Genomic DNA, 12,775 nt, shown 5'->3' with positions numbered 1-12,775 from the left:
TTATTTTTTAAGATTAAATGTACAATACAGTCCGGTCTGAAAAAGAGCTCAAATATTGTACAATTTTTCCTGTTGGAACTTATTCAGTGTCGGTTATTTGAACTAGTTTTATATTGATCTTAAAGTCTTTGTGCTGTAGATTTAAGCTATCCGCGAAGATAGGTTTTTTTGCATCAAAAGTAAAATCGATTTTTTCCTTGTTATTTTTCGTGTAAATGATCTGTTTCAGCAAACTGTTTTCTTTACTGAAGAATAAATAATAGCTTTTATTCTCAATTTTTGAAAGATAGATTTTCGCATTTTCATTCTCGAAACTTTCGCTTACCGGATATTGTTTTTTCAGAAGCTGCTGAAAATCGTTTTTCAGGAAATTAATGACATTTTTTTTATCCAGGTCAGGAAGTACATAATTCAACTTGAAATTATTCTCAGAAATCTCAAAATCAATTAGTTTGTTCCCAAAATCTGATGTTAAAGCAACACGATGGGTCGTTTCATTCAGTTTTTTGATGATCAGAATCCCGCTTACATGGTTTTTATAAATATCCATCTGGCATTTGTATACATAATCTTCGCCTGAAGAGAAGTATAAATTCTCAACCATCTTTTCAGAAGAGGAAACAGGTTTTGCTTCCGTTAACTTGTAGGTTTTACAGGAAACTGTCAGAATGAGAATCAGGCTATAGAGTAAACTCTGACGCAGGAATTGAAGCATTGACCTTGGTATTTTTGAAAACAATATTCGTAGTATCTCCGGAAGCTTCAGTCATATTTACCTGAGAAACCGTCGACTGGTTCTTAGGGAAATACAGCTCAATCTGTTTGATGTATTTCAACAGTTGGGATGTTTTAGGAATAAACTTTGTCACATTATAATTTCCGTTCTTGAAGTACGTTACCGTAAATTCAGGATCATTGAACATGGTTCCGTTTGAACTTCCTACAATCAGTTTATTGATTTTTTCAAATGTTTTGCTCTTGGCATCTACAGAAGATTTTTTCCCCTGATCATTGATGTAGATCTTATTGCTTTTAAAAACAATACTGTACTGATAAGGTTTAGTATACTTCCAGCTCAGCATATTGGGAGTCTGTAATGACATTTTTCCATAGGTAACAATGCTTTTATCCAGAAAATCCATTTTTTTGGTCTGGGTAAAATCACTTTGTAATGTTTTGATCTCTTTGGTCTCTGAAGAAACCTTCGATACAAATGCTTTGGCTTCAGCTCCTGACATTGCCGTGTTTTGTGCAAAAAAGAAACCTGAAACCAGTAAGAATGCTCCGAAAGCAATATTTTTAATCATTTCTATTTGAATTTATAACTGTATCAACTGTAAAGGTTGAATATTTTTTGTCCTTCAAAAATACTAATAAATCTATCAGAACACGATAAGTCTTTTCCGAAGTATCATGAAGCAGGATAATGCTCCCTTTTTTCAAGTCTTTGGTAACTCTGGTATAGATTTTCTTTTCATCATCAATGACGGTATCTAAGGAGCGGACATTCCATCCGATACTTTTTTTATGTGTTCTTTTAATCGCTTTCGCAATATTGGGATTCGTCACTCCGAAAGGTGGTCTGTAGAGATGGGTGCTGATATTTCCAACGTTCTTCATGATTGCATCACATTTTTCAATTTCCTCAATCATTTTTGAAGTAGATAAAAATCCTGTAGAATTGGAATGTGTTAAGGTATGATTTCCGATCGTATGACCTTCCGCAATAATTCTCTGAAACGTTTCCGGATATTTTTCAATCTGTTTACCAATACAGAAAAAGGTTACTTTTACCTCATGTTCTTTAAGCAGGTCTAAAAACTTTGGAGTAAATTCGGTAGGCCCGTCATCAAAAGTAAGGGCTACTTCTTTAATTCTGGTGCGTTTATGAGTAAGGCTGTTGACAAAATATCCCAGTTCAATATCAAAAGAGCCCCAAACTACAACTGCAGAAAAAGCAAAAAAACAAAACAGATACACCCAAAAACTTCCGTGAAACGCATAAATAAAAGCGTTACAGAAAAGATAGAAGAGGATGAATGGATAGTGTTTCATTGCCGATTACTTTTATGTTATTAAACTTTCTGGATTTGTATCCATTTTGTCATTCTGAGTGTAGCGAAGCGAAATGAAGAATCTTTAATGTGAAAAATAGAGATTCTTCCTTCGTCAGAATGACAACAGTACTGCTTTGATTGTAAGAAAGTCACTATTGACTTTTCAACAATTATGCCTTTTCCAGTAATACCAAACTGTGATCATCACCTCCCAGATGATTGTAAATAAGTATATTCTTCACACTTTCTTTTTTCTCAGTGTTGATCATCATAATTTCCGGGATCTGCTGTTCCTTAAGGATATGACAGGCTATAAACGTTGAAAAACCACTGGCTGTATTGAATTCACCACTCAGATGTTTATAATACAGCTGTGCTGAATCCGGAAAAAGATCCATTGCTTTTGTATAATACATATCTGACTTTGCATCTCCACTGAACCCTAAAATAACCGCATCAATATCATTGTGGGAAAGATTGTTTTGAACTAAGAAATTCTGGATGAAATCTTTTACTTCATTCAATTCCACCTTATTGCTGATTTGGATATTCTGAAGCTTAGCGTAAGAATTTTCAGTCTTATTTTTTCCTACAACAAAGAAACTTGCCCCTTCACCCCAGATTACTCCGCTGGTAGTGGAATTTAAGTAGTCAATGGGAAGATCTGTTTCTTTTTTGATGGTATTATTCAAACAGTACAATTCCATTGTTCTGTCAGTCTGTTCATCTGTAGATCCCACAAGAACATTTTCCGCTTCTCCGTCATTGATCTGAAGTTGAGCATCCAATAATGAAAACTCCAGTGAGGAAGAAGTATTTACATAGGTAAAGTTGTAAGCATGACATTGCAATCCCAGAGCAATCTGTCCTGCTACCGTATTGTGAGTAGACTGAATAAAAAAAGTAGGCGTAAGAAACTCTTCATGATTATCAATCACATTTTTCAGGAACTTTTCAGAATCCTGAGAGCAGCCCATTCCGGTTCCTACGATGATGGCATCCGGTTGTTCAATACCGGCTTCCTTCAATGCATAATTTGATGCTACGGAACTCATTTTTACTGTTTTAGACATTCTTCTGATCATCGCAGGTGGAATGAACTCTTTATAATTGGGTTCTATCGCTTTTATGATGTTTGAAGAATTCCTGGGAGTAAGGTTCTGAAGAATATTTTCGTTTAAAGTGTCCTGAACTGAGATACAGGATGCACTGTTGATGTATACTGCACTCATGATTTTGAGAAAATTAAAGTTGAACAGTTTCCTCCAAATCCAAATGAATTGGAAAGCACATGATTGATGCTTTTCTCTTTTAATTCAGTAACAGGATTGAGATCAAACTCTTCCATTTTTGTTTTGAAATTCAGGTTGGGAAAAATAAGGCTGTTTTGCATTGCTAAGATTGAAAATACAGCTTCAATTCCTGCAGCTGCTGCCAAAGTATGTCCTGTAAATGCTTTTGTAGAGCTGAATTCAGGAACCTGATTTTCGCCGAAGATTCTTATCATAGCAATTCCCTCAGATAGATCATTATTAGGAGTCGCCGTACCGTGAACATTGATGTAATCTATATTTTCTTTAGCTAATCCTGAGATTTTCAAAGCCTGCTGCATGGCTAAAAATGCTCCTTGTCCGTTTTCTGAAGAGGCTGTCTGATGGTGTGCATCATTAGCATTTCCATATCCTGAAAGATAAGCCAGGACTTTTTTGTTTTCTTTTTTGACAATCTCTTCAGATTCAAGAACTAAGAAAGCGGCTGCTTCTCCAAGATTCAATCCTTTTCTGTTGTTGTCGAAAGGAGTGTTATAGGAATCCGTAAGAATCATCAGGGTATTGAAACCATTCAACGTAAACTTTGAAAGAGAATCTGTTCCTCCGACAATGACACGGTCCAAAACTCCGTTTTTGATCAGTTTAGCACCCATCATAATCGCATTGGCTGCCGATGAGCAGGCTGTACTGATGGTAGAAACCATCCCTTTTAATCCCAGATAATCGGCAATAGCCAATGAGGAATTTCCGGCATCGTGAGCGTCAATATATTTTTGCTTTTCAGGGAAGTCTTCGTAAGAATAGAAATATTTTTCAGTAATATCCATTCCTCCTACACTGGTAGAAGAAATCAGCCCGGTTTTGTAACCATTGATATCTGAAATACCTGCACTTTCTACAGCTTCTTTTGCAGCAATCATTCCCAATAAAGAAGTTCTGGTTACATTGTTGTCTTCATCAAGCTGAAGTTTCTGTACAAGTTCTTTATTGGATAATTTTATCTCACCTGTTTTAATAATTCCGGCATGGCGTGTTTCAAACATTTCGATATCTGAAATTCCGTGTTTTCCGGTTTCTAATGAAATAAAATTTTCCTCCACATTGTTTCCGATGGAGGAAATGATGCCCATTCCCGTTATGGCAATTTTTTGACTCATGGTATTCAATACTGTAACAATGTATCAATCTAACAATTTACCAATAATTGCTACATTGTTACACTGTTAGATTGTTGTAGTAATTTATTTTGTTCTGTTATCCTCGATGAATTTAGCCATCGTATCGATAGATTGGAAAATCTCTTTTCCTTTTTTAGGATCGGCTAATTTGATTCCATAGTCTTTATCAAGAAGAACAATAAGTTCCAAAGCATCAATAGAATCTAATCCTAATCCTCCTCCGAATAATGGATCAGTATCTTTAATTTCTTCTACAGATACATCTTCAAGGTTAAGGACTTCAATAATTTTGTGTTTCAATTCTGTTTTTAAGTTTTCCATAAATATTATTTTAATGTAACAATATATCAATGTACCAGTTTACCAATAGTTGTTATTACCTTTAGCATTGGTACATTATCAGATTGGTACATTGTTAAATTATAATGTGAGCAAATATACAAAAGCTTTATAATTTTCCTGATACAATTCTACCCAGCCGCATAATACCTTGTCAGCCTTACCAGACTGCAGAATCTGTTCAGCATAGTTGTTTAAAAAATTTTCATCAAATTCATCCAAAACAAAAAAAGCATTTTCTGTCTGCATTTTATGTTTAATGCTGATTTCGCCTACACAAATATTGGGTAAGGTGTACACAAAAACTGCCGGACTCGGATAGAAGTTATCCTGATTATTGATGCTTTCCTGATATTTGAAATCCGTATCAAGGCTGGATGATCTGTTGGCAAAAACAATTGCTGTTCTGCGGTGATCTTCGTCTTTCAAAATCGTTTCTGCGGAAAGAAAAGCCAGTTTACTCAGATGATCCATTTTATGAAACTTAGGATAACTGAGATCTAAACTTTTATAAGCTTCCTTGGCAAATTCCTGAAAAGTTTCGCTTTGACTTTCAAAAACAAGATTTCCGTCAACGGTTATTTTTGAATGTTCTATGGTACAGGTATTTATTTTCTTCATCAAGTTCAATTTAACATTTTTCCAGCACAACAGCCGCGTTACAGCCGCCAAAACCTGAAGCCGTCTTCAGAATATATTTAATTTCTGCAGATTGGTTTTCTCTGATGATATTCAAAGGTTGGGTTACTCCTGTTTCTTCAAAATTCTTTGATGGAAGTAAAGTACTTTGAAGAGCGCTTTCCATAGAGATAATACTCTCAAGAAGTCCGGATGCACCCAGACAATGTCCGTAATATCCTTTCATACTGTTGAGAGGAATATTTTGAAGTTCCATCCTGTTGAAAGCAATGGCTTCCATTTCGTCGTTATATAAAGTTGCTGTTCCGTGGGCAGAAATAAAATCAATCTGTTCTGAGGAAACATTGGCTTCAGTCATGGCATTTCTGATACTGGCATATAAACCGTCACCAGTTCTTGAAGGTCCGGAAATATGATTGGCATCATTTATGGCAGAATCTCCCAAAACTTTAAACCTGAATTTTTCGTTTTGTGAGATTCTTCCTTCGTCAGAATGACAGCTAGTCACATAGACTGCAGCTGCAGCTTCACCAATATTGATTCCATCTCTGTTTTTATCATAAGGTTTGCAAGGTTCCGATCCTATGGCCTGAAATGAATTGAATCCTGAAATAACAAATTCAGAAAGCTCATCACCGGCAATGACAAAGGCGTCTTTATATTTTCCTGCCTGGATCATATTCTTAGCCACCGCAATTGCCATGACTCCTGAAACGCAGGCATTGGAGACTACGATGGGTTTTGTTTTGAATCCGAAGAAATCTGCAATTTTTCCTGCTAATTTCGACAGATAAACACCTTCCGGTAATTCAGACTGATTTTTTAAAAGACTGATATTTCCTTTTGTTGTTGAAAGGATAAAAGCCGTATCTTCTGATATTGAATGATTTTCAACAAGAGGTTTTATACTTAAAAGAAGCATTTTCTCCAGTCTTGTGAAATTAGGAATGTCATTCTGAGCGGAGTCGAAGAATCTATCGAATTCTTCATTCAGTTTTTCAGAATCAATCATGGAAGCATACAAAGCATCCTGATTATCTATGATTTTATGTAAATCAACTCCTGATTGGCCTTCCAAAAGTGCCTTCCAGTTGGTGTCCACATTGAAACCTAAAGGAGTTACACAACTGTAGTCTGTGATATAAATTTCCTTTCTCATGATAATCCCATTTTATCTTTCCAGTTTTGAAAAAACTCCGGATTGTACAGACATAAGCTACCGTTACTGTCCAGAAATACCTGGATGGTTTCACCACTGCATACCAATTGGTCTTCCTGATTGAAGAGCTCATATCGGTAGATTAGTTTAGCAGAAACAGAATTGATAAAAGTAGTTACAATCCTGAATGTTTCACCATATTTTAAAGGAAGAAAATGTTCACAGGTGCTTTTTACGATGGGGGTTACAAATCCTGCATTTTGAATATCAAGATAAGTAAGGCCGTGCAGACGACCGAAAGCTTCTCTTCCGTCTTCAAAATACACGATATAATGTCCATGCCAGACAATTCCCAATGGATCTGTCTCATTGAATCGTACTCTGACTTCTTCAGTACAGGTTAATATATTTTCTTTAGACTGCATTTTGTTTTTTTTCGTAAAAAATGGAAATCGCTACGGTGGCAAAGTAAAATAATAATAAGAATACCAATTCTTTAGCAATTCCTCCAATTCCACTGTTTCTTAAAATAATATCGTAATAGGCATTCAGTCCCCAGTTCATAGGAGAGAATTTTGCGACAGTCTGCATGAATTCCGGCATTAAAAATACAGGAACCCAAATTCCTCCGATAGCTGCCAGAACCACTACAGATGTTGCCCCAAACGGAGCCGACTGTTCCTGAGTATCGGCAATTGTTCCCAATAAAACACCGAACCCGATAGCAGCTAATCCTGCAAACAATGTTACAATAACAAGCTGGAACATTTTTCCGGATACATCAAATGCCGGAAGATCCATATAAGGGAAAAGATAAATTCCTACTGCAACCATCAGTAAAAATTGAATGATGCAGATAATAAGATAAGTAAATGTTTTTCCTAAAATATGAACAAAATAGGGGGTAGGGCTTATTCTCGCTCTTACACTTGTTCCCTGACTTTTTTCCTTCACCAGGTTGATAGATAAAGGAACTACAATAAAGAATATTGCAAAAAGAGTCCACGCAGGAACGTTGTGCTGAACAGAATTCGGCATTACGTCCATTGCACCTTTCTTTGGTGTGATTTCTTTAAAGCTGATCAGGTTTTTATTTTCGTCAAGATTTTCCGTAGTTCCCAGCTGATCCTGAAATGCTTTGTAGATCTTTTTATTTTCAATTTCAAAAACCATTTTATTCACAGAATTCATTACAGAGTTCTTGAATCCGGCATTGGTAGCAGGGTCAAAGTATAAATGAATTTCTTTCGCCTTTGGAGCTGCTGTTTTTACTTTTGCAGAGTCTCCTTCCAGTCCGAATGAACTTACAATGGTCTGAACTTTTGAATCAATATTAGAATTTAAATCTTTCGTTAAGTTTTCAGGAATGACAATCGCCATCTGGTAATCTCCGGAAAAAACAGCATCCTGAGCAGATTTTTCATTGAAATTGGTCAGCAGTTGAAATGTTTTGCTGTTTTCCAGTTCAGCTTTTATATTTTTTGAAACCTCAGATTTATCCTGATCAATAAAAATGATAGGAATCTTTGATCCTTCAAGGTTTTTAAAGGTAGAATCCTGAATAAGGGTAATGGTGACAATCAAAAGCAATGGCATCACAAAGATGATGACAATCCCTCCGATATCTCTTTTCAGCAGAAGAATTTCCTTAATAAAGCTTCTCCACAGTTTATACAACAACATCTCTTAGTTCTTTTCCGGTTAATGAAATGAAAACATCTTCAAGGTTTTCGGCACTTGCTACTCTGTTCACCAATTCTTCAGGTGTTCCTACCGCATGGATTTTTCCGTGGTCGATGATGGCAATTTTAGTACAGAACTCTTCAGCTTCCGACAGGTGATGGGAAGTATAAATAATACAGGTACCTTGTTTATTTAGATCCAGGAGATAATCAATAATGGCTTTCTTAGATTGAACATCTACGCCAACGGTGGGTTCATCCAAAAATAAAACTTTAGGATTGTGGAGTGTTCCTGCGATGAGGTTACAGCGGCGCTTCATCCCTCCAGAAAACTGACCTACCTGTTTGTTGGCAAATTTTGAAAGACCCATGATTTCCAGAGAATCATCAATTGCTTTTTTTAGCTGGCTGTGCTTCAATCCGTACAGACTTCCAAAAAACATTAGATTTTCTTTTGCGGTAAGTGTAGGATATAAAGCATATTCCTGAGGTACAATTCCGATGATCTGTCTGATTTTAAAACCTTCTTTTTGTGGAGACAAACCATTGATGGTAAAAGTTCCTGAGGTAGGTTTTATCAACCCTGAAAGCATTGAAATCAATGTTGTTTTTCCGGCTCCGTTAGGACCCAGAATTCCATAGATTTCATTTTTACTGATGTTCAGGGAAATATCGTTTACAGAAAACTCATCAGAATTTTTGTATTTCTTGTATAAGTTTTTGATCTCAATCATATTTTCTGCCATATCAGATCGCTTTTCTCAGTTTTTTATAGAAAGCTTCTTCCAGATCTGCAATGTGCAGCATCGTTTTTGAAAGTTCGTTATAGATATTGCTTTTTGAGTTTCTGTTTTTATAAACACGGGCAATATCCACGGCAAAATCTCTCCAAAGATCACCAATAGAAGTGATTTCTTTTGATAATTCCTTCAGTTCATCATTTTTGAGAATGATAGCTGCTTCCTGAAGAAATGCGCCATAGATAAATCTGAAGCCACCGCCTCCGGTTCCAATTTCTTCCTGCATTCTGATCAATTGTCCCAAATAGTGATTGGTGACTTTTGTTCCTTTCTTTTCTGCCCATTTCGGGATGCTTTTGGCGACCCATCTCATAGCTTTTACGCCGATAAGCGGTACAGGAGCCAGCATATTTTTACAGGTATCTTTGATCCCTTTTTTGATAGCTTCCTCAAGGTTTACATTTTCCGGAACATAAACAGGGTAGTACATATGTCCTTTCGGAGGAAGTGCTCCTTTGGCATATCTTACCTTTTCCAGTTCTGCTTCGGAAAGGGATGTTGTATAGTCCATTACCGGATCACTGATCAGGAATTTTCCATCTTCTTTTCCATACACCACAAGGTTGTGGGCATTGAAGTGGAATTTATATTCCTCAGGGAAATAAGTAAGGTTGAAAACTCCTACCTGAAGCCCAGTAGGGATATTTTGTTCCAGATTTCTTTCAAGAGCTTTTTGAGCATCTTTAGGATTTGAGAATTTTTCTCTTTTGATTTTAATTCCTAATCTTTTGGCCGCTTTACTGAAGATAGCACCCGGCATCGGACGATAGCTGAAGCCCGGAGCAAAATTCACCTTTAAAAAAGGAAGGTAGACAAAAAACAGCCCGGAACCGATCCCGAAGATCATGGGTTCGCTTAGTTTAAGTCCTTTATTAAGCAGTAGATTAGAAGCAACACCGTTTTCGCAATGCGCAGTCTGATGGTGTTCAAAGTTTAATTTCATTTGCTGATTGTATCTTTTCATTGGAAAATGAAGCAGGCATTATCTATAGCCTTATTTCAATTATTTACCGTTGAAGTTTTTTAATTCATCCACTGAAATTCCGAAAGCATCGGCATACTTTTTCAGTGCAGTTTCGCTTAGTGTTTTAAATATCCTGGGTTTAAAATGTCTTTTTACCCTCCATTGCCACATTCCTACATAAGATGCAAGGACTCCAAGATCCATTTTGTTCAGTTCCATAAAATAAACGATGGGACTTACCTTATTATGGGCAACATTTTGCTTTGCTTCCTCAATTCTTTCATAAATGAGTTCCATCGATTCATCCAGAGCAGCTTTCTTGGCATCCCAGCCTGTACTGTTTGCTGTCGTGTAATTGTCGTTCTCATCCGTCACATACAACACTTCAGTCATGTTAGCGGATTTCAGGTTACTTTCGTCTTGAGGCAGGTCTTGTTTTTTCATCTAAATACTATCATTTTTTTAGATTGCAGATGAAAAATTTTCACCTGTTTTTTGATTCTTATAATCGGTGGCTAAAATAGTGAAAATACATTATATGTAAATCATATTACCTCTGAGGGAGTTATTGCTTTGAAACAGAGGCTTTATGAAAATATTTTACAGATTCTAAAAACAGAAACCCATTATGTTTAATTACGAATATGCATAAAATTTTGTTAATTATTGAAAATATATGGGTGGTTTGATTGTTTTATCTATATTTGTTTGTCTTAAACAACAAAAACTAATAATTTAAAACAAATTTAAACCATGAGAAACTTAAAGTTACTTACAAAGAGCCAATTAAAAAAAGTACAAGGAGGTATAACTGTTTATATTTCATGTGCTAACGGAACGAATGGTCAAATCCGTAACGTAGATATCAATACTGATATTGCCGGTCCTGCTGAGCAGATCTGCGGAGGGAATGACTATGAAGTAGTTATCTAATAAAAAATTTACAAAACTTTCATAAAAAGTCACGCTGTTTAGATTCTAAACAGCGTGACTTTTTTATAGGGTTGAATGGGCAAGATTTCATTTTATCTTGTTTGGATATGATTTTACCTAATAAGAAGTGTTTCACGGATTTATAAAATGTTTCACGTGAAATAATTCATCTTATGATGAAGTTTTGTTGTTTGTATTGTATTGATTATCAGTTATGTTGTGTGAGGCTTAATTGTAGTTAAAACAGATGAAAAATGAATGTTTTTTATGGCAAGACTGTTGTAATCAATTCAATAGGAGTGGGCTTTAGCCCACTTGCAAAAAATGTAAAAAATCAACTGGCTTTAGCCAAAACTTATATCTTAAACACAAATGGCACTAATGAATTGCACAAATGTTCACAAGCAAAGAATTAATTATGCAATTTGAGTCGTCCTAAAATAGGTTGACATAAAATTAGACAATATTTAATCCGGAGAAGTATTTATTTTCTTCGGATTTTTTATGCACTTTATCTGGCGTTTGCATATTAAGACTCAGATGTGGTCTTTTTGTATTGTAGATATCAATACTTTCTTTTACCAATGATCCTAAGTCTTGTATATTCTTTGTTTTACAAAACAGGAATTCCTGTTTTAATATTCCATTAATTCTCTCGGCCAATGCATTTTGATAACAATCATAACCATCAGTCATAGATGGTTTTATTCTGTTTTTATTAAGCATTTTCTGGTAATAGCCCGAGCAGTATTGCAATCCTCTATCTGAATGATGAATCAAAGGAGTATTTGAAACTCTATTTTTCGCTGCCATCTTTAAGGCTTTGGCTACATTCTCAGTATTCATATTTGAACTTAATGAATATCCCATGATTTTTCTGCTGTAAGCATCTGTTACTAAAGACAAATAGCAGGTAGATTCTCTTGTTTTAATATAAGTTATATCGCTTACAAAAACCTGTTCTGCTTTTCTGATCTTTAATTCTTTCAATAAATTAGGATGTTTTCTAAGCCAATGTTTTGAAAAAGTTGTCTTAACATACTTTTTTTGAGCACGCACAAGCATATTTTCTCTTTCTAGATAAGCAAATAAAGCATCTCTGCCTATTTTGATTCCTTCATTTTTGAACCTTCCTTTAAGTAGGTAATAAAGCTTTCTGGTTCCAAGTCTAGGCATTTCCATTCGTACTTTTTGTACGAGTATCTTTATTTTTAGTAATTCTTTTTCACGGGTTAAGCTCCTCTGCTTATTTTGATAAACTGCCTGACGGCTTATCCCAAACAATCTGCACAGCCTGGATATGCTTATTCCTTCTCTGTGGAGTCTGAAGATTGTTGGGAGGAAAACTTTTTTCTGATTTGGGTGCCATACTGCTTATCTGATATATCAATCATGGTATTAAGAACCTTAGTTTTTAGTTTTTCATCAGCTAATTCTTTTTCCAAACGCTTAATTTTTTGAGCCGGAGTTTCTTTAGAGTTATGCATAATATGAAGTTTAGGTTTACTCCAATCTAAGTTACCATATCTTCGCAACCAAACCAAAACTGTACTTCTGCCTTGGATACCATACTCTTTTTGGGCTTGTTTATAAGTGTAATCGCCGTTTTCTACCTGAGAAACAACTCGTAATTTAAAGCCTATACTGTAATCTCTTTGAGTACGTTTTTCATCTTTTAATTCTTGATCTTTCATAATATAAGTTGATTAAGTGTCAACTTATTTCAGGACGGGACAATTTAAAATAAAAAGCT

General features: G+C 35.5%; 15 protein-coding genes. 1 reads left to right on the top strand and 14 read right to left on the bottom strand.

The genetic code is table 11. The features are described 5' to 3' along the window. Nucleotides 1-79 precede the first annotated feature (79 nt). The 13 genes from ACWPWS_RS19905 to ACWPWS_RS19845 all read right to left on the bottom strand — a co-directional run bounded on the left by ACWPWS_RS19905 (nucleotide 80) and on the right by ACWPWS_RS19845 (nucleotide 10,533). On the bottom strand, nucleotides 80-715 hold the full coding sequence (locus tag ACWPWS_RS19905) for a hypothetical protein (protein ID WP_454047670.1): 636 nt from the start codon (nucleotides 713-715) through the stop codon (nucleotides 80-82). Beyond that, complete coding sequence (locus tag ACWPWS_RS19900) at nucleotides 681-1,307, bottom strand: LolA family protein (protein WP_454047669.1); 627 nt, start codon at nucleotides 1,305-1,307, stop codon at nucleotides 681-683. Before ACWPWS_RS19900 ends, ACWPWS_RS19905 begins: the two co-directional genes overlap by 35 nt. Further along, the gene (locus ACWPWS_RS19895) at nucleotides 1,300-2,055 is read right to left on the bottom strand and encodes a polysaccharide deacetylase family protein (protein ID WP_454047668.1); all 756 of its coding nucleotides are present in this window, start codon (nucleotides 2,053-2,055) and stop codon (nucleotides 1,300-1,302) included. Before ACWPWS_RS19895 ends, ACWPWS_RS19900 begins: the two co-directional genes overlap by 8 nt. Before the next feature lie 172 nt (nucleotides 2,056-2,227). Continuing rightward, on the bottom strand, nucleotides 2,228-3,289 hold the full coding sequence (locus tag ACWPWS_RS19890) for a beta-ketoacyl synthase N-terminal-like domain-containing protein (protein ID WP_454047667.1): 1,062 nt from the start codon (nucleotides 3,287-3,289) through the stop codon (nucleotides 2,228-2,230). Beyond that, nucleotides 3,286-4,485, bottom strand: a complete 1,200-nt coding sequence (locus tag ACWPWS_RS19885) for a beta-ketoacyl-[acyl-carrier-protein] synthase family protein (protein WP_454047666.1) — start codon at nucleotides 4,483-4,485, stop codon at nucleotides 3,286-3,288. The genes ACWPWS_RS19890 and ACWPWS_RS19885 overlap by 4 nt, the downstream gene beginning before the upstream one ends. 84 nt (nucleotides 4,486-4,569) lie before the next feature. Continuing rightward, nucleotides 4,570-4,827: a phosphopantetheine-binding protein gene (locus ACWPWS_RS19880; RefSeq protein ID WP_034692439.1), complete on the bottom strand. Its 258-nt coding sequence runs from the start codon at nucleotides 4,825-4,827 to the stop codon at nucleotides 4,570-4,572. 99 nt (nucleotides 4,828-4,926) lie between these two features. Beyond that, nucleotides 4,927-5,466 carry a 3-oxoacyl-ACP synthase gene (locus ACWPWS_RS19875; protein WP_454047665.1) on the bottom strand — a complete coding sequence of 180 codons (540 nt, stop codon included), beginning with the start codon at nucleotides 5,464-5,466 and terminating at the stop codon, nucleotides 4,927-4,929. Between the two features lie 10 nt (nucleotides 5,467-5,476). Further along, complete coding sequence (locus ACWPWS_RS19870) at nucleotides 5,477-6,643, bottom strand: beta-ketoacyl synthase N-terminal-like domain-containing protein (RefSeq protein ID WP_454047664.1); 1,167 nt, start codon at nucleotides 6,641-6,643, stop codon at nucleotides 5,477-5,479. Beyond that, on the bottom strand, nucleotides 6,640-7,068 hold the full coding sequence (locus ACWPWS_RS19865) for an acyl-CoA thioesterase (protein WP_105684190.1): 429 nt from the start codon (nucleotides 7,066-7,068) through the stop codon (nucleotides 6,640-6,642). Before ACWPWS_RS19865 ends, ACWPWS_RS19870 begins: the two co-directional genes overlap by 4 nt. Beyond that, nucleotides 7,058-8,326 carry an ABC transporter permease gene (locus tag ACWPWS_RS19860; protein ID WP_454047663.1) on the bottom strand — a complete coding sequence of 423 codons (1,269 nt, stop codon included), beginning with the start codon at nucleotides 8,324-8,326 and terminating at the stop codon, nucleotides 7,058-7,060. Before ACWPWS_RS19860 ends, ACWPWS_RS19865 begins: the two co-directional genes overlap by 11 nt. After that, nucleotides 8,313-9,071, bottom strand: coding sequence for an ABC transporter ATP-binding protein (locus tag ACWPWS_RS19855; protein WP_454047662.1), 759 nt, complete (start codon nucleotides 9,069-9,071; stop codon nucleotides 8,313-8,315). Before ACWPWS_RS19855 ends, ACWPWS_RS19860 begins: the two co-directional genes overlap by 14 nt. 1 nt (nucleotide 9,072) lies before the next feature. Further along, nucleotides 9,073-10,068: a BtrH N-terminal domain-containing protein gene (locus ACWPWS_RS19850; protein WP_209786785.1), complete on the bottom strand. Its 996-nt coding sequence runs from the start codon at nucleotides 10,066-10,068 to the stop codon at nucleotides 9,073-9,075. A 60-nt stretch (nucleotides 10,069-10,128) separates the two neighbouring features. Next, nucleotides 10,129-10,533: a hypothetical protein gene (locus ACWPWS_RS19845; protein WP_209786786.1), complete on the bottom strand. Its 405-nt coding sequence runs from the start codon at nucleotides 10,531-10,533 to the stop codon at nucleotides 10,129-10,131. 309 nt (nucleotides 10,534-10,842) lie between these two features. On the opposite strand from ACWPWS_RS19845, the gene ACWPWS_RS19840 reads away from it, so the two are divergent. After that, nucleotides 10,843-11,022, top strand: a complete 180-nt coding sequence (locus ACWPWS_RS19840) for a hypothetical protein (protein ID WP_105684194.1) — start codon at nucleotides 10,843-10,845, stop codon at nucleotides 11,020-11,022. 456 nt (nucleotides 11,023-11,478) lie between these two features. Here ACWPWS_RS19840 and ACWPWS_RS19835 read toward each other — a convergent pair. After that, a protein-coding gene (locus tag ACWPWS_RS19835) for an IS3 family transposase (RefSeq protein ID WP_454047661.1) occupies nucleotides 11,479-12,716 on the bottom strand; the annotation gives its coding sequence in 2 pieces (ribosomal slippage) (nucleotides 11,479-12,350 and nucleotides 12,350-12,716; 1,239 coding nt in all). Nucleotides 12,717-12,775 lie beyond the last annotated feature (59 nt).

Source organism: Chryseobacterium sp. Marseille-Q8038, from assembly GCF_965111995.1.
Note: the sequence above shows the minus strand (reverse complement) of the source record. Positions and strands in the feature narration are given on the sequence as shown.

What these genes read in the sequence shown, in the direction of transcription:
- ACWPWS_RS19905 (WP_454047670.1), bottom strand. Translation starts at nt 715, where the DNA reads ATGCTTCAATTCCTGCGTCAGAGTTTACTCTATAGCCTGATTCTCATT.
- ACWPWS_RS19900 (WP_454047669.1), bottom strand. Translation starts at nt 1,307, where the DNA reads ATGATTAAAAATATTGCTTTCGGAGCATTCTTACTGGTTTCAGGTTTC.
- ACWPWS_RS19895 (WP_454047668.1), bottom strand. Translation starts at nt 2,055, where the DNA reads ATGAAACACTATCCATTCATCCTCTTCTATCTTTTCTGTAACGCTTTT.
- ACWPWS_RS19890 (WP_454047667.1), bottom strand. Translation starts at nt 3,289, where the DNA reads ATGAGTGCAGTATACATCAACAGTGCATCCTGTATCTCAGTTCAGGAC.
- ACWPWS_RS19885 (WP_454047666.1), bottom strand. Translation starts at nt 4,485, where the DNA reads ATGAGTCAAAAAATTGCCATAACGGGAATGGGCATCATTTCCTCCATC.
- ACWPWS_RS19880 (WP_034692439.1), bottom strand. Translation starts at nt 4,827, where the DNA reads ATGGAAAACTTAAAAACAGAATTGAAACACAAAATTATTGAAGTCCTT.
- ACWPWS_RS19875 (WP_454047665.1), bottom strand. Translation starts at nt 5,466, where the DNA reads ATGAAGAAAATAAATACCTGTACCATAGAACATTCAAAAATAACCGTT.
- ACWPWS_RS19870 (WP_454047664.1), bottom strand. Translation starts at nt 6,643, where the DNA reads ATGAGAAAGGAAATTTATATCACAGACTACAGTTGTGTAACTCCTTTA.
- ACWPWS_RS19865 (WP_105684190.1), bottom strand. Translation starts at nt 7,068, where the DNA reads ATGCAGTCTAAAGAAAATATATTAACCTGTACTGAAGAAGTCAGAGTA.
- ACWPWS_RS19860 (WP_454047663.1), bottom strand. Translation starts at nt 8,326, where the DNA reads ATGTTGTTGTATAAACTGTGGAGAAGCTTTATTAAGGAAATTCTTCTG.
- ACWPWS_RS19855 (WP_454047662.1), bottom strand. Translation starts at nt 9,071, where the DNA reads ATGGCAGAAAATATGATTGAGATCAAAAACTTATACAAGAAATACAAA.
- ACWPWS_RS19850 (WP_209786785.1), bottom strand. Translation starts at nt 10,068, where the DNA reads ATGAAATTAAACTTTGAACACCATCAGACTGCGCATTGCGAAAACGGT.
- ACWPWS_RS19845 (WP_209786786.1), bottom strand. Translation starts at nt 10,533, where the DNA reads ATGAAAAAACAAGACCTGCCTCAAGACGAAAGTAACCTGAAATCCGCT.
- ACWPWS_RS19840 (WP_105684194.1), top strand. Translation starts at nt 10,843, where the DNA reads ATGAGAAACTTAAAGTTACTTACAAAGAGCCAATTAAAAAAAGTACAA.